Annotated in this window: 23 protein-coding genes and 1 riboswitch; of the genes, 1 reads left to right on the forward strand and 22 read right to left on the reverse strand. The window is 39.6% G+C overall.

What is annotated here, in order from left to right:
- Window positions 1-12: 12 nt before the first annotated feature.
- From M3206_RS04635 to M3206_RS04685, 11 genes are all read right to left on the reverse strand, one after another.
- On the reverse strand, window positions 13-1,059 hold the full coding sequence (locus tag M3206_RS04635) for a GerMN domain-containing protein (protein WP_251311329.1): 1,047 nt from the start codon (window positions 1,057-1,059) through the stop codon (window positions 13-15).
- 185 nt (window positions 1,060-1,244) lie between these two features.
- The gene (racE, locus tag M3206_RS04640) at window positions 1,245-2,039 is read right to left on the reverse strand and encodes a glutamate racemase (RefSeq protein ID WP_251311330.1); all 795 of its coding nucleotides are present in this window, start codon (window positions 2,037-2,039) and stop codon (window positions 1,245-1,247) included.
- A gap of 271 nt (window positions 2,040-2,310) precedes the next feature.
- Entirely contained in the window at window positions 2,311-4,026 is a 1,716-nt protein-coding gene (gene ptsP, locus M3206_RS04645; protein ID WP_251311331.1) for a phosphoenolpyruvate--protein phosphotransferase, read from the reverse strand.
- Entirely contained in the window at window positions 4,026-4,292 is a 267-nt protein-coding gene (locus M3206_RS04650; RefSeq protein ID WP_066294869.1) for a phosphocarrier protein HPr, read from the reverse strand. The genes ptsP and M3206_RS04650 overlap by 1 nt, the downstream gene beginning before the upstream one ends.
- Window positions 4,293-4,305: 13 nt before the next feature.
- A complete protein-coding gene (gene ptsG / locus M3206_RS04655) occupies window positions 4,306-6,330 on the reverse strand; it encodes a glucose-specific PTS transporter subunit IIBC (protein WP_425590709.1) in 2,025 nt (674 codons plus the stop codon).
- Between the two features lie 260 nt (window positions 6,331-6,590).
- Window positions 6,591-7,436, reverse strand: a complete 846-nt coding sequence (gene glcT, locus M3206_RS04660) for a glucose PTS transporter transcription antiterminator GlcT (protein WP_251311333.1) — start codon at window positions 7,434-7,436, stop codon at window positions 6,591-6,593.
- Between the two features lie 164 nt (window positions 7,437-7,600).
- A complete protein-coding gene (locus tag M3206_RS04665) occupies window positions 7,601-7,825 on the reverse strand; it encodes a helix-turn-helix domain-containing protein (protein WP_066243534.1) in 225 nt (74 codons plus the stop codon).
- Window positions 7,826-7,981: 156 nt separating this feature from the next.
- Window positions 7,982-8,449 carry an acyl-CoA thioesterase gene (locus tag M3206_RS04670; RefSeq protein WP_251311334.1) on the reverse strand — a complete coding sequence of 156 codons (468 nt, stop codon included), beginning with the start codon at window positions 8,447-8,449 and terminating at the stop codon, window positions 7,982-7,984.
- 94 nt (window positions 8,450-8,543) lie between these two features.
- Window positions 8,544-9,299 carry a succinate dehydrogenase iron-sulfur subunit gene (gene sdhB / locus M3206_RS04675; RefSeq protein WP_251311335.1) on the reverse strand — a complete coding sequence of 252 codons (756 nt, stop codon included), beginning with the start codon at window positions 9,297-9,299 and terminating at the stop codon, window positions 8,544-8,546.
- A 2-nt stretch (window positions 9,300-9,301) separates the two neighbouring features.
- Entirely contained in the window at window positions 9,302-11,062 is a 1,761-nt protein-coding gene (sdhA, locus tag M3206_RS04680; protein ID WP_251311336.1) for a succinate dehydrogenase flavoprotein subunit, read from the reverse strand.
- 15 nt (window positions 11,063-11,077) lie between these two features.
- Window positions 11,078-11,686 (reverse strand): succinate dehydrogenase cytochrome b558 subunit, encoded by a 609-nt coding sequence (locus tag M3206_RS04685; protein WP_251311337.1) that lies wholly within the window; start codon window positions 11,684-11,686, stop codon window positions 11,078-11,080.
- 305 nt (window positions 11,687-11,991) lie between these two features.
- Here M3206_RS04685 and M3206_RS04690 point away from each other — a divergent pair, with 305 nt between their 5' ends.
- Window positions 11,992-12,438, forward strand: coding sequence for a YslB family protein (locus M3206_RS04690; RefSeq protein WP_251311338.1), 447 nt, complete (start codon window positions 11,992-11,994; stop codon window positions 12,436-12,438).
- 40 nt (window positions 12,439-12,478) lie between these two features.
- On the opposite strand, the gene M3206_RS04695 is transcribed toward M3206_RS04690, so the two are convergent.
- The 11 genes from M3206_RS04695 to M3206_RS04745 form a co-directional block, all read right to left on the reverse strand.
- Entirely contained in the window at window positions 12,479-13,717 is a 1,239-nt protein-coding gene (locus M3206_RS04695; protein WP_251311339.1) for an aspartate kinase, read from the reverse strand.
- Between the two features lie 207 nt (window positions 13,718-13,924).
- Window positions 13,925-14,113: riboswitch (Lysine riboswitch) on the reverse strand.
- Between the two features lie 65 nt (window positions 14,114-14,178).
- Window positions 14,179-15,930, reverse strand: coding sequence for an excinuclease ABC subunit UvrC (gene uvrC, locus M3206_RS04700; RefSeq protein WP_251311505.1), 1,752 nt, complete (start codon window positions 15,928-15,930; stop codon window positions 14,179-14,181).
- A 199-nt stretch (window positions 15,931-16,129) separates the two neighbouring features.
- The gene (gene trxA / locus M3206_RS04705) at window positions 16,130-16,441 is read right to left on the reverse strand and encodes a thioredoxin (RefSeq protein WP_251311340.1); all 312 of its coding nucleotides are present in this window, start codon (window positions 16,439-16,441) and stop codon (window positions 16,130-16,132) included.
- A gap of 115 nt (window positions 16,442-16,556) precedes the next feature.
- Window positions 16,557-17,147, reverse strand: coding sequence for a histidine phosphatase family protein (locus tag M3206_RS04710; protein ID WP_251311341.1), 591 nt, complete (start codon window positions 17,145-17,147; stop codon window positions 16,557-16,559).
- Window positions 17,148-17,229: 82 nt separating this feature from the next.
- A complete protein-coding gene (locus M3206_RS04715; protein WP_251311342.1) occupies window positions 17,230-18,201 on the reverse strand; it encodes an electron transfer flavoprotein subunit alpha/FixB family protein in 972 nt (323 codons plus the stop codon).
- A 12-nt stretch (window positions 18,202-18,213) separates the two neighbouring features.
- Window positions 18,214-18,984: an electron transfer flavoprotein subunit beta/FixA family protein gene (locus M3206_RS04720; protein ID WP_251311343.1), complete on the reverse strand. Its 771-nt coding sequence runs from the start codon at window positions 18,982-18,984 to the stop codon at window positions 18,214-18,216.
- 15 nt (window positions 18,985-18,999) lie between these two features.
- Window positions 19,000-19,773, reverse strand: coding sequence for an enoyl-CoA hydratase (locus tag M3206_RS04725; protein WP_251311344.1), 774 nt, complete (start codon window positions 19,771-19,773; stop codon window positions 19,000-19,002).
- 14 nt (window positions 19,774-19,787) lie between these two features.
- On the reverse strand, window positions 19,788-20,396 hold the full coding sequence (locus tag M3206_RS04730) for a TetR/AcrR family transcriptional regulator (protein ID WP_251311345.1): 609 nt from the start codon (window positions 20,394-20,396) through the stop codon (window positions 19,788-19,790).
- Between the two features lie 211 nt (window positions 20,397-20,607).
- Window positions 20,608-22,296, reverse strand: a complete 1,689-nt coding sequence (locus M3206_RS04735) for a long-chain-fatty-acid--CoA ligase (RefSeq protein ID WP_251311346.1) — start codon at window positions 22,294-22,296, stop codon at window positions 20,608-20,610.
- Between the two features lie 258 nt (window positions 22,297-22,554).
- Window positions 22,555-22,959 (reverse strand): DUF350 domain-containing protein, encoded by a 405-nt coding sequence (locus M3206_RS04740; RefSeq protein WP_251311347.1) that lies wholly within the window; start codon window positions 22,957-22,959, stop codon window positions 22,555-22,557.
- A gap of 68 nt (window positions 22,960-23,027) precedes the next feature.
- Window positions 23,028-25,385, reverse strand: coding sequence for an endonuclease MutS2 (locus M3206_RS04745; protein WP_251311348.1), 2,358 nt, complete (start codon window positions 25,383-25,385; stop codon window positions 23,028-23,030).
- Between the last annotated feature and the right edge of the window lie 7 nt (window positions 25,386-25,392).

Here is a 25,392-nt window from a genome sequence, read left to right on the forward strand (position 1 = left end):
TCGTTTGCTGATTTAAAATTCACCTGTATTAACTTCTTTCGGACGGGAGACTGGAGCAGTAATCTCTTTACCTTTTTCAGTAAAGATCTTAGACTTTCCGTTTACTTTTATCGCTACTTTATTAACCTCAGGGAGTTCAGTTAAAGAAAGGACGATTGAATTTAGGACTTCATCCGCAATCATGCTTTCTTCTTTATTATCTAGTACAGCACCATTGAAATTAAGGGTGACCACACCATCTTCTACAACAGGCGTACTTAATAGTTTTACATCTGTTCTAAAATCAGTGAGCAGATTGCTTTCCGCTGAAGGCCCGTCTATCAGATGTTCGATGGTTGCTGTGACCTTATCCGTTCCTTCTTTCGCTACACGCCGGGTAACAGGCACATAGTAAGTCTGATCTTGTGTCTGGGCTAAAAAGTAAAGTGTCACAAGTTCACTGTTTGTAATATCGGCGACACTGCCGTTCTCAAGGTTAATTCCATCCACCCGGCTTACACCTTCACCCACTGGCGTATTATTCACAGGCATCGATTTTTGATCTTTGCCTTCGATCTGTATCTTCACTTTGTTAATATTATCGAACTGTGTAAGTGTAAATGTAATGGCTTGAAGAATCTTCATTTCATCCTTCGCATTATACTCAGAAAACTCTTTTGAAAAGTTTGCAGTCGCAGTTCCCTTTTTGATATTCACTGATAGAACTTCCGTATCTGCAGGCAATACTGCTTGAAAGCCATTCGGTAAAATATTGCTTACCGGACCATCTTTTACAAGATATTGAAGCACCTGTTTGGCTGTTTCATCGTTTTTCGGCAAAGCGAGTACTTGAGGTACAACCATACCGTTTGAATCGAATAAAAACAGCTGTCTCTTTTGAGAGTTCTCAGCTTTAGCTGTTTTTTCTTTTTTATCAAGCGACTTTTCTTCCTTAACGTAATTCACTTTTGGGGGATCAAGCTCAGATCCTGCTTTCTCTCCCCCTAACCCGCAGCCTGATACCAGTAACGAAACCGATAATAAAAGCAGCGGAGCCCCTGACTTCATGATTTTGCGCATACTTTCCCTCCTCAAGTGGTTTGTACTACTATGTATACGAGCTATCTTCTTCTGATAGACCACTTGTACAAAAAATAAAAGATCGTTTTCATATCTTTGATTGTTCTTTCATGAAGAAATATAAAAGCTACACTTTTTAGAAGCACAAAAAAAGCAGAATCACAAAACTGTGAGACTGCTCATTTTTATAGCGTTATACATTCTACCTGATCTATTTTTGTATTAAGCCAATGGTTGGCTATTTTTAAAAACTGGCTGCTTTGTGCGGTCGCTAAGAATCTGTGGACCGGCTTCTTTTCCCCTGTGTTCAAAATTCCACTATGATCAAGGATGACTGAAACCTCACGGGCCGTCTCTGCCCCAGAACATAAAATTTTGATATGATCACCCATTACGCGCTGAATGACAGGACGTAATAAGGGATAATGAGTACATCCTAAAATCAGCGTATCGATTGAAACATCCTTAAGAGGATACAAAGATTCAGAGACAGCATTCAAAGTTTCTTCTCCTGAAAGTCTTCCTTGTTCAACAAGGGGAACAAATAAAGGACATGCTAAACTCTCTACGATCACATCGCTGCGGATCTGCTGAAGGGCTTGTTTATATGCTCCACTATTAACCGTTCCTATCGTGCCTATAACACCTACATGGTTATTTTTTGTTGCTTTTAAGGCCGATCGTGCTCCAGGGTGTATAACTCCAATAACAGGGATATTAAGCTTCTTCTTCGCTTCATCTAAAACTGCAGCCGTAGCTGTATTGCATGCGATTACGAGTAACTTAATCTCCTGTTTTATAAGATAGTCGATCATTTCCCAAGTGAATTTTCTTACTTCTTCAAAAGGTCTTGGACCATACGGGCATCGTTTAGTATCACCCAAATAAATGATTTCTTCTTTTGGGAGCTGTTTCATAAGCTCTCTTACAACGGTTAACCCGCCTACTCCTGAATCTATTACGCCTATAGGTCTATTCAAACTAACATCGCCTCATCTCTATACACAATACTGAAAACAAAAGGCGTTTATCACCGTTTTCTATTCTGCTAATATTTTTATGAAAATGCAATAAAATTGTTCGAAACGGAAAAGAAATTGTTGTCTGAATTTCCGTAATAGGATGCTCACTTCAATCTATTTTATCAACGAAGAATTCCTTTTCTTTCTTAATCCGAGACTAAGTATACATAAAAGGACTATGGAAAAAATCCCATAGTCCTTTTTTAAAATTTGTTTTTGTAAGAACCGTTTATTTGAAATTCTTCTCTACAAAGTCTACAACTTCTTTCATTGTATCCATTTGCAGAATTTCATTGATGTGCGCACTGATTTTTTCTTTTGAGAGGCTTCTGATCTGGCTTCTAGCAGGCAGAACGGAAGTGGCACTCATAGAGAATTCATCTAAACCTAATCCTAAAAGAATAGGAATAGCAATAGGATCTCCAGCCATTTCACCACACATACCTGTCCATTTGCCTTCTTTATGCGCTGCATCGATAACCATTTTCACAAGTCTTAGAATCGCCGGATTGTATGGCTGATATAAATAAGAAACTTGTTCATTCATACGGTCAGCAGCCATTGTATATTGGATAAGGTCATTTGTTCCGATACTAAAGAAATCTACTTCTTTAGCAAACGTATCCGCCATTACAGCTGTTGAGGGAATTTCAACCATGATTCCTACTTCGATCTTCTCTGAAACTTCTGTTCCTTCATTAACAAGCTTTTCTTTTTCTTCAATAAGAATGCTCTTTGCAGAACGGAATTCTTCTAGAGTTGCGATCATCGGGAACATGATCTTTAAATTTCCATATGTGCTCGCACGAAGAAGTGCTCTTAATTGTGTACGGAAAATTTCTTGTTCTTCCAGACAAAGGCGGATCGCACGGAATCCTAAAAATGGATTCAATTCCTTTGGAAGATTCAAGTATGGAAGTTCCTTGTCACCACCAATATCTAACGTACGGATAACAACAGGTTTCCCTTCCATTTTTTCAAGAACTTCTTTATAAGCTTTGAATTGTTCATCTTCTGTTGGAAGCTGATCTCGACCCATGTACAAGAATTCTGTACGGTATAGACCAACACCTTCCGCTCCATTTTCGAGAACTCCTTTTACATCTGCAGGAGTACCAATATTAGCAGCAAGTTCTACCTGAACGTTATCAGAAGAAAGCGTTTTTTCATTGACTAGTTTCGCCCATTCTTCCTTCTGCTTCAGATATTTCTGCTGTTTTTCTTGATAAGATCCGATTTCATCTTCTGTTGGATCAACAATCACTTGTCCATCCAAACCATCGATGATGATCATAACACCATTCTCAACTTTTTCTGTGATGGTCTTGGTTCCAACAACCGCAGGAATCTCCATAGAACGTGACATAATCGCTGAATGCGATGTTCTTCCACCGATATCCGTTGCAAAACCTTTTACAAACTTACGGTTCAATTGTGCCGTATCAGATGGTGTTAAATCTTCTGCAAGAATAACAACTTCTTCAGAAATGCTCGCTGGTGTTGCAAACTGAACATCTAAAAGATGAGCTAATACACGCTTTGATACATCACGAATATCTGCCGCACGCTCTTTCATATATTCGTTATCCATTTGTTCGAACATGTCGATAAACATGGAAGAAACGTCATTCATAGCTGATTCAGCGTTTACTTTTTCACTTTCAATCTTTTGTTTTACAGCATCAACCAGTTCAGGGTCACTAAGAACAAGAAGATGGGCAGCAAAAATTGCTGCCTTATCTTCGCCAAGTTCTTCATTTGCTTTATCTTTAATTACTGTCAGTTCGTCTTTAGACTTATCAATAGCTGACTGGAATCGTTCAATTTCCTGAGAGGAATCTTCAATTGATTTCTTTTCAATTGTTAATTCAGGATTTTGAAGTACAAATGCTTTGGCAATTGCTATGCCGGCTGATGCTGCAATACCTGAAATTTTTTCAGACATTACTCACCAAGCCCTTCCTTTTTCATTACATCTTCTAATGCTGCGATTGCTTCGTCTGCATCGGAACCTTCAGCTTTGATTGTAATCTCAGCTCCAGATTGAATACCTAAGCTCATAACACCCATGATTGATTTTAAGTTAACGCTCTTGCCGTTATAATCAAGCGTGATATCAGAGCTGAATTGGCCAGCCTGGTTTACTAAAGTTGTTGCTGGACGAGCGTGGATTCCTGATTCACTAGTTACTTTAAATGTTTTTTCTGCCATTTTAATTACCCCTTTATTTTTTAAATGTAATAATGTTTTCTTCCTCAATTTCCACTGTTCCCGTTTTTTCAATTGAAACAGTTTCACCTGATAGGTTAGTAAACACAATTGGTGTAATGGTTGATGGTGCATTTTCTTTTACAAAGCTCAGATCTACTTGAAGAAGCTTTTGACCAGCTGTAACCTTGTCTCCTTCAGAAACAAAGCTTTCGAAACCTTCACCCTTTAATTTAACCGTATCGATTCCAAAATGGATCAAAATCTCTTTTCCGTTATCTGATTCTATTCCAATCGCATGTTTTGTTGGGAAGACATTAACTATCTTACCATCAACCGGCGCTACAACCAAACCTTCTGCCGGCTCGATCGCAAAACCGTCGCCCATCATTTTTCCGGAGAATACTTGATCGGGAACTTCAGTGATCGGAATTATTTTCCCTTTAATTGGTGCTACGAAACGTTCTTCTGATGAGATTGAAGATGTTGGGTTAACTGTTCCTTCTTCTGTAGTATCAGCAAGTTCTCCTTGTTCAGGAGTTTCTTCAATATTCTTCGGCTTAGCAACAGTTTTTCCGTTCATAATATCTCGTATTTCACCTTTGATTGTATCTGAACGCGTTCCGAAGATCGCTTGAATGCTATTCCCCATCTCAAGGACACCAGAAGCTCCCAGTTTCTTCAAACGGTCTTTATCAACTTGCTTAGGGTCACGAACAGAAACACGAAGACGAGTAATACATGCGTCTAAATCAGCTATGTTAGATTCTCCGCCTAAGCCTTCTAAAATATTCGCAGCTAATGAATCTTTATTAGACGGTCCAACGTTCGTTTCTACTTCATCATCCACAATTTCACGGCCTGGTGTCTTTAAGTTCCATTTTTGAATCGCAAAACGGAAACCAAAGTAATAGATCACAGAGAAAACTAAACCTACAGGAATGACTAGCCACCAGTCCGTACGGTTTGGAAGAACTCCGAATAGTAGATAATCGATTACCCCACCAGAGAAAGTCATACCAATTTTAACATTTAATAGCTGCATGACCATGAATGAAAGTCCTGCAAAAATAGCATGAATTCCAAAAAGAACAGGTGCTACAAATAAGAAAGTAAATTCAATTGGTTCTGTTATACCTGTTAAGAATGAAGTTAAAGCAGCAGAACCCATGATCCCTGCAACCACTTTCTTCTGCTCAGGTCGTGCTGCATGGTACATCGCAAGTGCTGCAGCAGGAAGTCCAAACATCATGAAAGGGAACTTACCTGTCATAAACGTACCAGCAGTTAATTCTGCATTGTCTTTCAATTGAGCAAAGAAAATTGCCTGGTCACCACGTACAAGTCCTTCAGCAGCTGATTTATAAGAACCAAACTCAAACCAGAATGGAGAGTAAAAAATGTGGTGAAGACCAAAAGGAATCAATGATCGTTCGATTACACCAAAGATAAATGCTGCAATAGTAAGGTTCGAGTTAATCATACTCTCTGAGAATGCGTTAAGGCCATTTTGAACAGGCGGCCAAATAAATGTCATGATTATACCTAGAATTAATGCTGATACAGCTGTAATAATAGGTACAAAACGTTTACCAGCAAAGAAACCTAAGTATTGAGGAAGTTCGATGTTGTAATAACGTTTATAGAGATATGATGCAAGTATACCGACGATAATACCTCCGAATACCCCTGTTTGAAGAGTGGGGATTCCAAGAACACTAGCGAATGACGGATCTTTTCCGACCATATCAGGTGTAACACCCTCAATGACACTCATCGTAACGTTCATAATTAAGTAACCGATAATAGCAGCCAAACCTGCTACACCTTCACCGCCAGCAAGACCGACAGCAACACCTACTGCAAATAATAGTGACAAGTTCGCAAATACGATGTCACCGGATTTCTCCATTACATCTGCAACAAGCTGAAACCATGCTGCATCTAGTGCAGGTATCCGCGAAATTAATGCAGGATTTTTAAATGCATTACCGAACGCCAGCAACAGACCAGCTGCTGGTAAGATCGCGACCGGCAGCATCAAAGCTTTACCTACACGCTGTAGAACACCAAAAAGCTTTTTCCACACAAGGAAGCCCTCCTTTAAAATTTTTGATAACCCTTCCATTTGCTTCCGCAAAAAACAAAAAAGCATAAATAAAGAACATGAGAAACTCTCCTAATCAGATTTAATATATCCTAATTAGGGATTTACTACACTTTGTTCTTTACTTATGCCTGATCGAATCAGTAACACGTAAAAACGCTGTATCTATCTATTTAATTACTCGTTACATTAGTCTAATTGTCATATCGCGAAAGCCTTTGCAAATGCATTGTTAAGTACACTGCCTCTGCATGTGGCACGGGTTTGTTCAAGGAATTTTGCATTACCTTGATCAACTTCCAAGCCAAATTGTAGCATACCGGATATTCTTCTTTCAACACTTTTGCTAACTTTTCTTGCTCTTCCATGATGTCACCCATTGAGATTCGCTCGATGGCATGTCTCAAGTGTCTGACTAGGCGCAGATAATTGATACTCTTAGTATCGATTTCAAGTTTCAGTGAATGTTGAATCATCTGCATGAGTGTATTAATAAGCTCAGAATGTTTCTTTATATCTTTAACACTTTTATTTGTAAGGGCACTATGAATATGAAGAGCTACAAAACCGACTTCACCTTCAGGAAGATGGACTTGAAGTGATTTATTAATAACCTCAATAACTTCTTCAGCAACTGTATATTCTTTAGGATATAACGTTTGAGTCTCAGTTAAAAATGGGTTTTTTATATCCATTCCTTGCTTCAGCCGTTTAATGGCGAATGTGATATGATCTGTGAGAGCAACATGGATATGTTCGTTCAGCTCATTATTAAACCGCGAACCAATATGGACGATGACGTCATTTATCAACTCAATCGTTTCTTCATCTATATACGTCAGGAGTGTCTTATATTGCTCTTGTTCCTTTTCGTTTTTTAAAACGAACAACTTGTCCACATGTTCAGCATGGATGGGGTCTCCTGATTTTTTTGAGAAACCAATTCCTTTTCCGATGACAATCTGTTCTTTATCATCGGGATCTGTCACAATAACGACATTGTTATTTAGTACCTTTTTAACTTGCAGGCTATTATTCATGATTTTCACCTTTTCATTATCTGGCCAGAGACCATAGACATCTTAGTCATCATAGCCGAAAATGAGCTAAAAAATCAATTGCAACTTTTACCTCTTATAAACGCTTGCCGTCATCGTTTGAAATAGAAATCGAAAACGGCTTTCACATGAAAGCCGCTTCCTGACTAAATCTCGAGTTCTCCAAGCCTCAATAACTCTACAACGGCTTGAGAGCGTCCTTTAACCCCAAGCTTTTGCATGGTATTCGAAATATGGTTTCGAACTGTTTTCTCACTAATAAATAATTGTTCCGCAATTTCTTTTGTGGTTTTATCTTGGACTAATAGTTCGAAAACTTCTCTCTCTCTTTTTGTAAGTAGAGGCTTCGGTCGGTAGTGTTTATCTTTCAATGAATTCACCCCTCCTTGCTAGGGTTTAGGAACCGCCAACGAATATTGGAAGTATTTAGTCACCATATACTATGTCATAACACAGGTGTAAGTGACTTGGTTAAGTTAAAAACTCCCCATAATATTCCATAATATAATGAAAAAAAAGCCCGTTTTTTAGATGTGGGCTTTTCGTGAAAAGTTTTCTAATTGTTTTTTTACCGTTTCATTCCACTTTAAAGGACGTCCGGTCTCTCTGGAAATCTGAACAATCGCTCCTCTACCTGTAAACACCGGCTTATTTTCTTCATTCATTCCCAGGTAATGCAGATCGATAGAGGATGACCCTGTCTCGTTAATTTTGACGTATATCTTTAATTTTTCATCATACAAAATTTGAGCAAGATAATCACATTGCAAATCAGCGACAACAGGAATCTCCTTGGAAACAGATGCCCCCCAAGATGGCATTAAACCTAATTCTTTAAAGAGTGCAATCCTGGCTTCTTCCATATAAACAAAGACATTCGTATTATTCACATGTCCGAAGCCATCGATTTCACCGAAACGAACATGTAGTTCGTGAAAAAAATGAAACCCTTTTTTCCATTCTTCCATGTTTGAAATATAATCTTGTCTTGCCATCACTCTACCACCTTTTATCCAATTCTTACGTTCTTGAAAAATGTTGATAGTGAAAAAAAGCTTCTCCCTGTCGAGAGAAGCTTTCATCTTTTATTTATCTGTCACTTCCAAAGAAGTTCTTAAACGCTTGGAAAGTTGTATCACGGTTAAGAGCTGCGATAGAAGTGGTTAAAGGAATACCTTTTGGACAAGATTGAACACAGTTTTGAGAGTTTCCGCACTCTGCAAGTCCACCATCATCCATAATCGCATTCAAACGTTCTTCTTTGTTCATTGCACCAGTAGGATGTGCGTTAAACAAGCGAACTTGTGAAAGTGGAGCAGGTCCAATGAAATCAGATTTGCTGTTAACATTCGGACAAGCTTCTAAACACACCCCGCACGTCATACATTTTGAAAGTTCATATGCCCATTGACGTTTCGTTTCAGGCATTCGAGGTCCTGGTCCAAGATCGTAAGTACCATCGATTGGGATCCATGCTTTTACACGCTTAAGCGCATCAAACATTCGACTTCTATCGATCGCCAAGTCACGAACGACAGGAAAAGTCTTCATTGGTTCTAGTCTGATTGGCTGTTCTAGCTGATCAACAAGAGCCGTACAAGATTGACGAGGCTTTCCGTTGATCACCATAGAACACGCACCACAAACTTCTTCAAGACATCCCATCTCCCAAGTAACAGGAGTCGTAGCTTCACCTTTCGCATTCACAGGATTTCTGCGAATTTCCATAAGAGCAGAAATAACATTCATATTTGGACGATGCGGAATCTCAAATTCTTCTAAATATGGGGCAGTCTCTGGGTTATCTTGTCTTGTGATGATGAATTTCACCATTTTTGTGCTCATGTTTATACCCCTGCCTTCTTCTTAGAATAGTCACGTTTACGCGGCTTGATAAGCGAAACATCTACCTCTTCATATTCAAAATCTGGGCCGTTTGTTGCCGGATTAAATTTCGCTTTTGTTGTCTTTAACCAATCTTCATCATTACGTTCAGGGAAATCAGGTTTGAAATGTGCACCACGGCTCTCATCACGATTTAAAGCTCCAAGCGTAATTACACGTGCAAGCTGAAGCATATGCCATAACTGGCGAGTGAACGATGCCCCCTGATTACTCCACTTAGATGTATCGTTGATGTTGATTTTCTTATAGCGCTGCATCAACTCTTGAATCTTTTCATCCGTTTGTTTCAATTTATCATTGTATCTAACAACGGTTACATTATCAGTCATCCATTCTCCTAATTCTTTATGGATCACATATGCATTTTCCGTTCCATCCATGGAAAGGATGTTGTTATAGACTTCTTGATCTTTCTTTACTTGGTTTTCAAATACGGTAGAAGAAACATCCTCAACCGTTTTATCTAGTCCTCTAATGTAATTAACAGCAGATGGACCAGCCTTCATTCCGCCATAAATAGCAGATAATAGAGAGTTAGCTCCTAATCTGTTCGCACCATGGTATTGGTACTCACACTCACCTGCAGCAAAAAGACCTGGAATATTTGTCATCTGATTAAAATCTACCCACATGCCACCCATTGAATAGTGAACAGCAGGGAAGATCTTCATCGGAACTTTACGAGGATCATCTCCCATGAATTTTTCATAGATTTCAATGATTCCTCCAAGTTTAATATCAAGCTCTTTTGGATCCTTGTGTGAAAGATCAAGGTACACCATGTTCTCTCCATTGATACCAAGCTTTAAATCTACACAAACGTGGAAGATCTCACGTGTTGCGATGTCACGAGGAACAAGGTTTCCATAAGCCGGATATTTTTCTTCTAGGAAATACCACGGTTTTCCATCTTTATATGTCCAAACACGGCCACCTTCACCACGTGCAGACTCACTCATCAATCGAAGCTTATCGTCACCAGGGATAGCAGTTGGATGAATTTGAATAAACTCACCATTTGCATAATAAACACCCTGCTGATAAAGTGCTGAAGCAGCTCCACCCGTATTGATTACGGAGTTCGTAGATTTACCGAAGATGATACCAGGTCCGCCTGTAGCCATGATTACAGCATCTGCAGCAAAGCTGACAATTTCCATCGTTTTTAAGTTTTGCGCTGTAACTCCACGGCATTGTCCTTCGTCATCGATGATGGCAGAAAGGAATTCCCAGCCTTCGTACTTTGTTACAAGCCCTGCAACTTCATGTCGGCGCACTTGTTCATCAAGTGCATATAACAATTGCTGTCCTGTTGTTGCCCCTGCGAATGCCGTACGATGATGTTGAGTACCTCCAAAACGACGGAAATCCAGTAATCCCTCTGGGGTTCTGTTGAACATAACACCCATACGGTCCATTAAGTGGATAATTCCAGGAGCAGCATCACACATCTCTTTTACTGGAGGCTGGTTCGCTAAGAAGTCACCACCATAAACGGTATCATCAAAGTGTTCCCAAGGTGAATCGCCTTCACCTTTTGTATTTACAGCACCGTTTATGCCACCTTGTGCACAAACAGAATGTGAACGTTTAACAGGAACTACTGAAAAGAGGTCGACATGCACACCAGCTTCAGCTGCTTTAATTGTAGCCATTAACCCGGCGAGACCTCCACCAACAACGATTATTTTTTGATTACTCAATTTGTCTCACCCCTTTTAAATGAATGCAAAAATAGTCCGAACGCTAACGATCGCAAGTGCTACGAAAACACCCATCGTTACGTATGTTGAAACCTTCTGTGAACGAGGCGAAACTGTAAGGCCCCAGCTGACAAAGAACGACCATAATCCGTTTGCAAAATGAAATACTGCAGATAAAACGCCGATTAAGTAGAACGCGATCATAAATGGAGAACTAAAAATATCAGCCATCATAGAGAAGTTTACTTCCGCCCCAAGCGCAGCTTGAACGCGAGTTTCCCAAACATGCCATGCAATAAAAATTAATGTGATCACACCTGTTACACGCTGAACAAGGAACATCGTATTACGGAAATACCCGTACCGGCTAACATTGTTATTAGCCTGAAATGTTATATATAGACCGTAGACCGCATGGAATAAAATTGGTAAGTAAATTACAAACGTTTCTAGTAAAATACGAAACGGCAGACTTTCCATAAAATGTGCTGCGGCGTTAAATGATTCAGCACCTTTAGTTGCAAAATGGTTTACAACCAAGTGCTGAACGACAAAAAGCCCGATAGGAATTACTCCTAAAAGTGAATGAATCCTTCTGTTTACAAAATCCTTACTGCCAGCCATTTTCTTGCCCCCTTCAAATTTAGCCTCTCTCTGGCTGCTAATCTTTTGTTCCTCTCCACATGTAAGCGTTTTTAGTTTCCTCATTTTGTGAGGAAAAAGTGTTAAACAATTAGTTTAATCAACTAGCAACATGTCCATTTTACTCCCATCGTTTGACACCGTCAAGAAAACGCTAACAACTAAATTGTGATAATTTATTGATAAATCAGTGTTTCTACTAGATTACTTTTTCGACAAATACCGAGTTGCTATAGAGTTTGATTCTTTTACCCGTTATAATAAAAAATAGAAAGAAGGGATGCAGAATGTTTAAACAAAAAACAAAGGACGAGTCTACCACTGCCGAACAGCCTTCAGTTTCTGCCTTCGGGTACGAGATTCTTCGCAGCGATTTGTTACCTGAACTTCTTGGTAAACAAGAAAGAAATATTTTATATTGGGCCGGCAGACACCTTGCCAGAAAATACCCTTTACATACGATGGAAGAAGTAACTGCTTTTTTCAATGAAGCAGGCTGGGGTAATCTCGAAATGATAGAAGCATCAAAAACAGAAATGGTCTTCTCACTTCATTCAATATTAATCGAACAGCGAATCGAGAATTTCCAGGACTGTACATTTAGCTTAGAAGCTGGTTTTCTAGCAGAACAAATTCAGCTCCAAAAAAAATGCACCACGGAAGCCTTGGAATCTGTGAAACGCAATAAAGTTTCTATTACGGTTCAATGGGACAAAAAAGATACGATTGAATAATCAAAAGCCGGCAGATGCCGGCTTTTTCAATTGTAGGTTATTAAACGTTTTGAACAGGAACACGAGCATCCAATTCGAATGTGTCATGAAGTGTTTCAATTGATTTAATCATATCTTCTTGTTTAACAACCGTTGAAACCTTAATTTCAGAAGTACTTACCATTTTAATCATAACATCTTCGTCAGATAGAGCTTTAAACATCTTAGCTGCTACTCCCGGATTGGAGATCATTCCTGAACCAACGATGGATACTTTTGCAAGTTCACCTTCGAAGCTGATCGATTCAAAGCCAAGTTTATCTTGATGCGCTGCAAGCACTTCCTGAGTGTCTGATAACAGACTAGACTCGATTGAGAACGAAATATTCGTCTTTTCTTCGTTCATCACGTTTTGAATGATGATGTCTACATTAATCCCGTTGTTTGCTAAGATCGTAAACAAATCAGAGAGTGTATGGATTTCGTTCGGCATGTTAGTTACCGTAATCTTCGTTATGTTACCTTCAAAAGCTAAGCCTCTTACCATTAAGTTTTGTTCCATCGTTGCTTCCTCCTCTACTAACGTTCCTCGTTCTTCACTCATACTAGATCTAACTTCTAAAACAATAGAATAGTTTTTTGCAAACTCTACCGCTCTCGGGTGCAAGACACTTGCCCCAAGATTCGCCATTTCAAGCATCTCATCATAAGAAATAGATGGGATTTTTCTTGCATGCTTTACTACACGGGGATCAGTTGTGAAAACACCTGTAACATCTGTATAAATATCACAGCGATCAGCTTTTAGCGCAGCTGCCAGCGCGACAGCTGTTGTATCGGAACCGCCTCTTCCAAGTGTTGCGATATCGTTCGATTCAGTAATCAACCCTTGAAATCCTGCGACAACCACAATGTTCCCATCTTTTAATAAGTTATTGATCCGGTCCGTATCAATGTCTAGTATTCTGGCATTTGAATGATTGTTCTCGGTCTGAATGCCTGCTTGCCAGCCTGTTAGAGAAAGAGCCTTATAACCTTCCTGATGCAATGCCATCGTTAATAACGCGATCGTTACCTGTTCTCCCGTAGTAAGGAGCATATCCATCTCTCGTTTTGAAGGAGTCTTATTAATTTCCCCAGCCAATCTGACAAGTTCATCTGTTGTTTTGCCCATGGCAGAAACGACAACAACTACTTCATTGCCATTGTTGACTTCGTTAATAATTCTTTTTGCAGCATTTTGAATACGTTCAACCGAACCAACACTAGTACCGCCAAATTTTTGTACGATTCTTCCCATCTTCTCCAAATCCTTTCCTGATATGTTTTTCTATCTCTTTTTAAAACAAAGGCTGTTTGTGCTATCGTTGCTGCTCTATGAAAGTAGCAAATTCTGTTAGAAACAGTTCATTAGCAACAATCTTCAGATAAGAAAGAAAATAAAAAAGCAACAATAAGGAAAAACCCTATTGTTGCTATATCCGCAGCAAGCCAAGTTTGTTTCCCCTAGTGAGATAGTCCTCCACACGATTCCTGGGGGGAATGGTGTGACAGCCCTGTATTTATTCAATACAGGTCCAGCATAAAAGGTTAGAAGTCCTTTTACACTTCGGCAAGAATCCCCTTTCCTCCACCCTCAAAAGAGCTTCTTCTCTTCAGATGGGATACTATTGGTTCCTGCTCCTCTACCATCACTTCATTAGAAGCATGGCATATTTATAAAGTTGGTCTCATTTTAACAAAGTTACTTCATGTCTGCAACTAGTCTTTTGATAAAAATGCTTTCTTTATATCTTCTGCAACGGCTCTTGGAACTCCCGCTTCTTGAATCTCTTCGATGGTAGCCTCTTTCATCCTTTTCATGGAACCAAAATGACGGAGAAGCATCTTCTTTCTTTTTTCTCCAATCCCGGCAATCCCATCTAAAATAGATTCGAACATACTTTTTGAACGAACTTTGCGATGAAAGGAAATAGCAAAACGGTGGACTTCATCCTGAATCCTTTGAAGCAAGTAAAATTCCTGACTGTTCCTTGGAAGATGGATCATCTCAGGAGGGTCACCAAGCCACAATTGAGAAGTTCGGTGCTTCTCATCTTTTGACAGTCCTGCAACAGGAATAAAAAGGTTCAGTTCGTTCTCAAGAACATCTTGAGCAGCTGATATTTGACCTTTTCCTCCATCAATCAGGATTAGGTTCGGCAATTCACTTTCTTCTCTCAGCAATCTTGAATACCTTCTGCGAACGACTTCCTTCATGGAAGCATAGTCATCAGGACCCTCTACAGATTTGATCTTATACTTTCGGTAATCCTTCTTGTAAGGCTTCCCATCAACAAACACGACCATAGCTGAAACGGGATCTGTACCGTGAATGTTTGAGTTATCAAAAGCTTCAATCCTGTACGGAGGGGCAACCCCCATTCTTTCACCTAAGTTTTCAACTGCTTTTATTGTCCGTGCTTCATCCTGTTCGATTAAAGCAAACTTTTCGTTGAGAGCAAGAGTCGCGTTTTTCGTTGCCAGTTCTACTAATTCTTTCTTTTGCCCTTTTTGTGGCTGAAGAACTTTCACATCAAGAAGCTCTTGTATCATTTTTGCATCTACCTGTTTAGGTAATAAAATTTCTTTTGGAAGCAGATGATTTTTCTGAAGATAAAACTGACCAATAAAGGTAAGAAGATCTTCGTGGGCTTCCCCGTAAAAAGGGAATACAGATACGTCTCTGGCAATAACTTTTCCTTGCCGAACAAAGAAGACTTGGACACACATCCAGCCCTTATCAAAATGGTAGCCGAACACATCTCTATCAACTAAATCCGAGGTCATCATCTTTTGTTTTTCCATTACGGCTTCAATATGTTGGATTTGATCCCGCAGTTCTTTTGCACGCTCAAAGTTCAAAGCCTCTGAAGCTTCAAGCATTTTTTCAGACAGTTGATTCTTCACATCTTGATGACCGCCATTGAGGAACTTAACAATCCCATCAACCATTTGTTTGTTCTGATCATTTGAAACGTCATAAACACATGGACCCAGACATTGGCCGATATGGTAATAAAGGCAAACTCTTTTCGGCATCGTGTCACATTTTCTAAGGGGGAAAATGCGATCTAAGAGTTTTTTTGTTTCTTGTGCAGCATAGGCATTAACAAACGGACCGAAATATTTCCCACCGTCTTTCTTAATCTTTCTCGTATATAAAAGACGAGGATGTTTTTCAGAAGTAATTTTTAAATACGGATAGGTTTTATCATCTTTTAGCATGACGTTATATCGCGGATCATGCTTTTTGATTAAGTTCATCTCAAGAACTAAAGCTTCCATTTCAGTGGATGTAACAATATATTCAAAGTCTCTGATCTCACTGACCAAACGTTGCGTTTTTCCATCATGTGAGCCAGAAAAATAAGATTTCACTCTATTTTTTAATACTTTTGCTTTTCCAACATAAATGACTTTCCCAAATTCATTTTTCATTAAATAGCAGCCAGGCTGATCTGGAAGCAGCATTAATTTTTGTTTAATTGAGGTCAATCGTGATCCACCCCTCTGATGTACCTGTTATTTAATCATAATATCATAAAAGTTCATTCGCACGCCCGCATCCGCTTTTCTGCCAAATAAAAAAGACCTGTAGAAAACAAGCCTTACTTTGTATCTTTTAGTATGCCATTGAAAAAAGCCCGGTTTGACCGGGCTTTAAGAATACTTACTTATGTTTGTTTAAAAGTTCAACTAAAGCTTCTTTAGGCTGGAAACCTACTACTTGATCAACGACTTGGCCGTCTTTGAATACGAGAAGTGTAGGAATACTCATAACACCATATTTTCCAGCTGTTTCTTGGTTTTCATCTACATCAAGTTTTACAACTTTAACTTCTTCTACCTCTTGGTCTAGTTCCTCTAGAACAGGAGCAATCATTTTACAAGGTCCGCACCATGGTGCCCAGAAATCAGCAAGTACTAAACCTTCGTTCGTTTCTGTATTAAATGTTTGATCTGATGCATTTACAATAGCCATTTATTTGGCCCTCCTTTTAAATTTACAAAGTGTAAACAAAGTATATACTACAAAATACACTGTTGCTAATAGTTTGCTCAACCTTATGGTACCCAAGTTTTTATCCGAACAAACGTTAGATGGTTCTTGCTTCTTCTAAGTGCTTATGACAATTAAACAATTCACACGACCATTTCTTGTCCTGAAACTTAAAGATAGAAAGAGATGTATTATTCAATCCATACCACTTGTCCGTCTTATCCTCCAAAAGAGATTTGTAAATCCTCACTAAGAGTGCACCATGGGTCACGATCAACACTCTTTGGTCTTTGTGCGTCTGAACAATTTCTTGCAGTACCGCTTGCCATCGTTGATCTACTAACTCGTCTCGTTCCTTCCCAAGGTCAAGCTGCTTCCAGTTTTCTCCCCAGCGTTCTAATCGTTCAGCTTCTGTTGTTCCTTCTGTATCTCCAAAAGAAATTTCGCGCAGTCTGTCGTCTTGCACAATGTTCAGTCCTGTTAATTCTGAAATCGCTTCTGCTGTTTTATATGCTCTTGATAACGGGCTTGCATAGATCGCATCCCATTTTTCTGTACGGACACGCGCTGCAATAGCTTTAGCCTGCTTGATTCCTTCTTCGTTCAATGGGATGTCCATACTGCCCTGAGCCCTTTTCTCCATGTTCCAGTCTGTTTCTCCATGACGTATAAATGCTATAGTTGTCACAAAACTCCCCCTTTAAATAGACAACGATGCTCCGTAAAAAAACGCCCAGCGATGAATGAACTGGACGTTTTGCTTTCTCATTTTATACTAACACTTTTTTAAACTCTTCTGTTAACAAAGGAACGACTTCAAAAAGGTCACCAACAATTCCATAGTCTGCTACTGAAAAGATACTTGCTTCAGGGTCTTTATTGATGGCAACGATAACTTTTGAGTTTGACATCCCAGCTAAATGCTGAATGGCACCGGAGATTCCGCAAGCGATGTATAAGTCTGGCGTTACGACTTTTCCGGTCTGGCCAATTTGAAGCGAATAATCGCAATAATCTGCATCACATGCTCCGCGAGAAGCTCCAACCGCAGCTCCGAGTACGTCTGCAAGTTCTTGAAGCGGTTTGAATCCGTCTTCTGATTTTACTCCACGTCCACCAGCAACGATAATCTTTGCTTCAGATAAGTCAACACCCGTAGAAGCTTTACGAACAACTTCTTTAACGATCGTTCGAAGATCCTTGATTTCTACCGATACAGATTTTACTTCTCCTGTGCGTGATTCATCTTTTTCTAGAGGCGAGATATTGTTTGGACGAACAGTAACAAAGATCAGTCCATCATTGATTAATTTCTTTTCGAATGCTTTCCCAGAGTATACAGGACGTGTAAACACCGTATTTTCACCCGCTTGTTCAAGTCCCGTCACGTCTGAGATCAAACCAGATTCTAAACGCGCTGCAAGTCTTGGTGACAGATCTTTTCCAAGTGATGTATGTCCGAACACAATCGCTTCAGGTGATTCATCATTAATAATCTGTTTCAAAGCTTGGAAGTATCCATCTGTTGTATAGTTTGCTAGCTTTTCATTTTCTGCAACTAATACACGGTCAGCTCCATAATGAATCAATTCGTTTGCGAGAGACTGAACAGAGTCGCCGCACAATACAGCAAACACTTCCCCGCCGCCTGAAATTTCTTTTGCTGCTGCAATTGCTTCAAAAGATACGTTACGTAATGCACCGTCACGAGATTCTGCAAGTACTAAAACTTTTTTTGCCATGGTGTCTCCCCCTTATATAACCTTTGCTTCGTTTCTAAGCAGAGATACAAGTTCTTTTACTTGATCTGCAGTGTCACCCGATAAGATTTTTCCAGCTTCCTTTTTTGGAGGAAGATAAACTTCTACTGTCTTTGTTTTAGCTTCTACATCGTCTTCATCGATATCAAGATCATCAAGCTCTAACGTTTCCAGCGGCTTTTTCTTTGCCTTCATAATACCCGGCAGTGATGGATAACGCGGTTCATTCAAGCCCTGTTGTGCTGTCACCAGCAAAGGAAGAGTAGTTTCAATTTTTTCTAAGTCACCTTCAACATCGCGCTCAATATTTACAGCAGTTCCGTTAATCTCAATTTTAGTTATGGTAGTAACATGAGGAATATCAAGCAATTCTGCTAAACGCGGACCTACTTGACCTGTTCCATTATCAATCGCTACGTTTCCACCTAGGATGATGTCATATTCTTTATCTTTAAAATAGGCTGCTAGAACGGAAGACGTTGTGTATTGGTCCTGGCTGTCTAAGTCTTCGTTTGAAATAAGCACAGCTTGATCTGCACCCATAGCCAATGCTGTACGAAGCTCTTTCTCTGAATCTTCATCACCAACCGTAACAACCGTAACTGTTCCGCCATGTGCATCTTTTAATGTAATCGCTTCTTCAATCGCATACTCATCATAAGGATTGATAATAAATTCAGCACTGTCTTCCGAAATTTTATTGTTTGAAACCGAGATCTTTTCTTCTGTATCAAAAGTGCGTTTTAATATAACAAAAATATTCATATTTACCCCTCCTGATTATCGGTCCTGAAATACAGGCTTTCTTTTTTCTATGAATGCGTGGATTCCCTCTTGCCCATCATGGCTCATAAAAGCTTTCCCAAACAGTTCCTGTTCTTTCTCTGCTCCCTTTTCATAGAGTCCATGTTTCGCATAATTCAGTAATTCTAATGTGTATTTAATGGATACAGCACTTTTTTCTGAAAAACTCTCAGCCATTTTGTAAGCCTTTTCAAAAAGGTCTTCAGCAGGGAAGGAATCGTTCGCTAGACCGAATGAAACAGCTTCTTTTCCTGATATCGGATTACTCGATAAGAGCATTTCACAGGCTTTCGGAACGCCTACTAGCTGAGGCAGCCGTTGAGTTCCGGCGAATCCCGGAATAAGACCGAGAGTCAATTCAGGAAGCCCAAGCTTTGCATCATCCGCCACAAGTCTAATATGGCAGCTCATTGCCAGTTCCAATCCACCGCCGAGTGCTGCACCGTGGATGGCCGCGATCACAGGCTTTGAGAATTGTTCAATGCGGTTAAAAACGTCTTGGCCTTTTTTGCCAAGCTGAGCAAATCCTTTTTCATCAGTTACTTCTGTAAATTCCTTGATGTCTGCACCTGCTGAAAAAAAACGTCCTTCTCCCTGAATGACGACTGATTTTATTGCGTTGTCATTTTCGATTCTATCCAATGCAGCATTAATTTCTTCGATCACACCGGTAGAAAGAGCATTTGCAGGGGCTCGATTTAGCTTTATAATACCTACCTTACCTTGTTTTTCAACTTGCAGATCGTTCACTTTATCAATCCTCCTCAGGAATGTGTTTCTGTCTGTGCAGATCTGATTGCAAGACCATTGACCAGCATTTGATGAACCGGACCAGCAAGAGCAGGGAGATCGTATCGATGGTCGTTCATCACCCAATTCGTAGCCGTTTCATCAATGGTTCCGAAAATCATTTGCCGAGCAAGCCTGTAATCCATATCTCTTACAAAGACGCCTTCGTCCATACCATCTTTAAGGATTGAATCGATTAGATTAAGATACCTTTTCAATACTTCTCCTATTTTGGCCCGAAGCTGTCTGTTTGTTTGGCGCAGCTCTAACTGTGTTACGATCGATAATTCAAAATCTGCCGTTAATTGCTTAAAGTGCATCTCGACGAGCGTTTTAAGTTTTTCAATTGCCGAGTCGTTACTTTTCAGCTCATTTTCTGTTTTTTCGATAAAGGTCCCCATTTTCTCATTAAAAACAGAAACAAGCAGATCTTCTTTGTTCTTAAAATAAAGATAGATGGTGCCATCCGCGACACCTGCTTCTTTCGCTATCTTTGAAACTTGGGATTGATGATAACCGTGTTTGGCAATAACATTCACAGCAGCATCAATTATTTTTTCATATTTTGGACCTTTTCGTTTCATAAGCATCGCCTCATTTTTATAGAGCACAATCAAAAAATGAATGATTGTTCATTCATAATTGTAAAACAAATCTTTCTTTTCTGTCAATTTCATTATGTCATTTTTTTATCTATCTTGACAAGCTTAAGTTTTATAAGCCCTTTTCGTGGCATATATTTGCTCTTTCAAAATAAATAAAAACAAAAACCGCACATGGCGGTTTTTAAAATGGTCAGTTATTTTGTGCTTTTTCCCTTTCTTCTTCTAGAAGAACTCTGCGAAGAATCTTTCCGACCATTGTTTTAGGCAGTTCATCTCTAAATTCATAGAGTCTCGGTACTTTAAATGCTGCCAGATGTTCACGGCAATATTTATTTAGCTCTTCTTCCGTACATTCCGCCCCTTCTTTCAGAACAACAAAAGCTTTTACAGTCTCTCCGCGGTATTCATCAGGAACACCAACGACTACAGCTTCTTTTACGCTTTCATGCTCGTAGAGAACCTCTTCCACCTCACGCGGATAAATATTAAAACCACCCGCAATAATAAGGTCCTTTTTCCGATCTACAATGTAAAAGTATCCTTTCTCATCCATGTAACCCATATCACCCGTAATAAGCCAGTCGTCTCTAAAAACAGATGCTGTTTCTTCAGGCTGATTCCAGTACCCTTTCATGACTTGAGGGCCCCTTACTGCCAATTCGCCAATCTCACCGGGTTCTGCCCATTCTCCAGTTTCAGCGGAAATGATTGCTGCTTCTGTATCTGGCCAAGGCAGGCCGATACTCCCCCTTACCTGCTCTCCATAAATAAGATTTGCGTGAGTGACTGGTGAAGCTTCCGTCAGTCCATAACCTTCGACTAACGAACCCGAAATAACCGCTTGAAACTTTTCTTGAACTTCAAGAGGTAAAGCTGCTGAACCACTGATGCACGCCTTAATAGAAGAGAGGTCATATTTCTTTAAATCAGGATGGTTCAAAAGTGCAATATACATGGTCGGAGCCCCAGGAAATAGGGTGGGTCGCTCTTTATGAATCGTTTTGAGAACTTGTGCCGGATCGAACCTCGGCAGGATAATCATTTCTGCCTTCGTTATAATTCCTAGATTCATCACACATGTCATACCATATACATGGAAAAACGGCAGAGCGCCTAGTATCTTTTCTTTTCCATCACGATTCTTATACATCCATGCATTGCATTGCAAAGCATTAACCACAAGGTTCTTATGCGTAAGCATGACACCTTTTGCCGGTCCTGTAGTACCGCCTGTATATTGCAACAAAGCCAGATCATCATCAGGTGAGATACTGACTTCAGGCTTGATTGGTATTGAACGCTTAAGCATTTCAGTGAAAGAATGAACTTCGTGATTATAAGAGATGTTTACGACAACTGTTGGATTCTGCCTTTTTTGCACAAACGGATAGAGTAAATTCTTCGGAAATGGCAGATAGTCCTTGATACCCGTAATGATAATGTGCTCGATACTCGTATCATTTCTTACAGCCGATATCCTTCCAAACAGCATATCCAAACTGATGATCACCTTTGCTCCACTGTCTGAAAGCTGATGGCGAAGTTCCCTTTCCGTATAGAGAGGATTTGTTTGAACAACAATTCCCCCTAATAGTAAAGTACCGTAATAGGCAATGACTGCCTGCGGACAGTTTGGCAGCATGATCGCAACACGGTCCCCTTTTTTCACCCCCAATGTTGAAAGTGCATGTGCAAATCGCAAAGAGCTTTCATAAAGTTCACCATATGTCAAAGTCTTGCCTAAAAAATGAACAGCAGTTTTGTCTTTTTTCTGTCCTGCTGCTTCTTCTAAATACGCGAATAAAGGTTTGCTGTCGTAATCAAGATGTCCCGGAATCTCACTTGGGTAACTGTTAAGCCACCTTCTTTCCACTTGCATCTCCTCCTTTAATTCACGCCTTCCTTCAAAAATTTTTATATCTTTATTCCTATTATATTGAAAACGCATACAATTTTATATACTTTTTTTAAAATTAAAAATAATCGGTAAAATTTAAACCAAAAAAATCCAGACCCTTCTAAAAAGGTCTGGATTTGATCATGTGAAAAATAGTAAATAAACAATACCCGCTAAAATAAATACTCCGCTAAAAACAAAAAGTACTTTGAATAAAGTTTCCATATCTTATCCCTTCAACTATTCAATGCCTTCACCAATAACAAATGAAAGTCCCACTGAAATAACCATCGAAATAAAACCTACTGCCCGGTTATCATTTTCAATTTCTTTATCAATCTGAAATTTTGGCGTTAAAAATTCATAAATAAAATAACCAATTAAAAGCAAAATGAAACCAAATATTCCCCACACGACCATCATCAGCAAGGAATCATTCTGTGCAATGGAATATCGAAAAATATTAGCGATTCCAAAAATCTTCCCACCTGTTGCCATTGCAACTGAGAGATTTCCGTTCTTAATTTCTACCCAGTTCTTATAACGGGTCACAAGCTCGAAAACAGCCAAAAACAAGACAAGACAAAGAACGACAACACTATAGTTTGCTGCTGTTTTCAAAAAAGCATTTTCCATAAAATCCATCGGCTATTTCCCCTTTATAGATGGCTTGATCATTGATTTAGCCTTTTAGTACATGTAATCCATCCTGATTATTTTAGCACAGCTACTGTTACTCCACTTCCGCCTTCTCCTGCAGCACCCATCCTAGTTGACTTAACATTTCGATGTGATTTCAAAAGCTCTTGTACGCCTTTTCTAAGCGCTCCGGTTCCTTTTCCATGAATGATATAGACTTGGTTAAAACCAGCCAACATGGCTTCATCCAAATATCTGTCAACCTCCAGCATGGCATCTTCATACCTTTTACCTCTTAAATCCAGTTCAGGACGTGTAGAATCGTTCGAACCGGACACTTTTACGAATGCACGGGTTTCAGTTTTTGGTTTCGATTCTTTAATCCATTCCAAATCACGTTCGGATACGTTCATTTTCAAGATACCGATTTGTACTTGATACTCATTATTGCTGACTTTCTCAACGATATGTCCTTTTTGCCCGACACTTAACACTCTAACTTCATCACCGGGTACGTATTCTTTCTTAGTGGAAGCCGCCTTTGGTTTTTTGGTCTTTGCTTTTGATTTGGGAACAGCTTCTTCTAATCTCTTTTTCGCTTCAATCAGTTTGTGCTCTTTAATCTGTCCGCCTGATTTTTGAAGTTCTCGAATTTCAGAAATGATCTCTTCAGCTGTTTCCCGTGCTTTTTCAACAGCACGTTCTGCTTCTTCTCTAGCTTTCTGATACAATTTTTCTTTCTCGTTTCGATAATTCTCTAACTCTTGTTCAAGATCAGCTTTAATCGCTTCAGCTTCTTTTCTTTTACGTTCAGCTTCCTGCATCTCTTTTTCGGCTTGTTTCCGATTATCTTCTAAAGATCGGATCATGTTGTCAATTTTATTTTCGTCTTCACTGATCTGAACTTTAGCTGAATCGATAATATCTTGTCTTAGACCGAGTCTTTTTGAGATTTCGAAAGCGTTACTTCGTCCTGGAACACCGACTAAAAGGCTGTATGTTGGGCGGAGTGTTTGTACATCAAACTCTACTGATGCATTCATAACGCCTTCACGGTTATACGCATAAGCTTTCAATTCACTATAATGAGTGGTTGCTACAACTCGAGCTCCTCTTGCAAGGACAAAATCGAGAATAGAAATCGCAAGTGCAGCCCCTTCTTGCGGGTCTGTACCTGCACCGAGTTCGTCAAACAAGACAAGAGATTCAAAATCTAGCTTGTTTAAGATATCAACAATGTTGACCATGTGAGAGGAAAATGTACTTAACGATTGTTCGATCGACTGCTCATCACCGATATCGGCAAAGATCGTTTTAAAGACAGCCATCTCAGATTCTTCTTGTGCTGGAATTTGCAACCCGCATTGTGCCATTAATGTAAGAAGACCAACCGTTTTTAATGTAACAGTTTTTCCTCCTGTATTAGGACCCGTAATCACAAGCGATTGATAGTCTCCTCCAAGTTTCACACTCGTAGGGACGACTGTCTCTTGATCTAGCAATGGATGTCTTCCGCTATTTAAAACAATGTAACCTTTATCATTCATAATAGGTCTCGTACATTTAAGTTCCTGTGCAAATCTCGCTTTCGCTAAAATAAAATCTACTTCAGCTAAAACATCTACGTTTAAAAGGATATCATCAGCATTTTCAGCTACTTGTGCTGTGAGTTCCCTGAGGATCTTCTCAATTTCACGTGCTTCTTTCGCTTTTGCCTCTTTCACCTGATTATTTATGGTTACGACTGATTGCGGCTCGATGAAAAGAGTCGCACCACTGGCAGACTGGTCATGGACCATACCGCCAAAGTTTCCTCTGTACTCCTGTTTCACAGGAATAACGAACCGATCATTACGAATGGTTATAATCGAATCAGACAGCATCTTTTGATAGCTTGAAGACCGAACGATAGATTCGAGCTTTTCTCTTACTCTCGTTTCAAAAGTACGGAGTTGCTGGCGTATTGTCCTCAGCTCGGCACTCGCACTATCCATCATATTTCCGTGGTCATCTATACAATTCTTAATAGAATGCTCCACTTCTTGTAGTGGAATGATCTGTTCAGCAGCGGATTTCAAAACGCGAAGCTCGATCCCATCTTCCACTAGACCTTCTATAAAACGCTTAAATCGTCTGCCGCCATATATGGTTGATGCAATATCCATCAAGTCTTCTTCATTTAATAGACTTCCGATCTTTGAACGTTTTACGTTTGAACGAATATCAAATATCCCGCCAAAAGGGACCTGTCCTTTAAGACGCAGTACTTTTACCCCTTCATCTGTCGCTTCTTGTGCGGCATTCACTTCTTCTAGTTCAGTTAAAGGGACAAGAGTTTCAATTTTATTTATTCCAAGAGAACAGCTTGCATGCTTTTTTAATCGTTCCATTACTTTTTTTAATTCTAAGACTCTCAACATTTTTTCTTGCATGTTAAAT

The organism is Fictibacillus phosphorivorans (assembly GCF_023715845.1).
GTDB classification, from domain to species: Bacteria; Bacillota; Bacilli; order Bacillales; family Fictibacillaceae; genus Fictibacillus; species Fictibacillus phosphorivorans_D.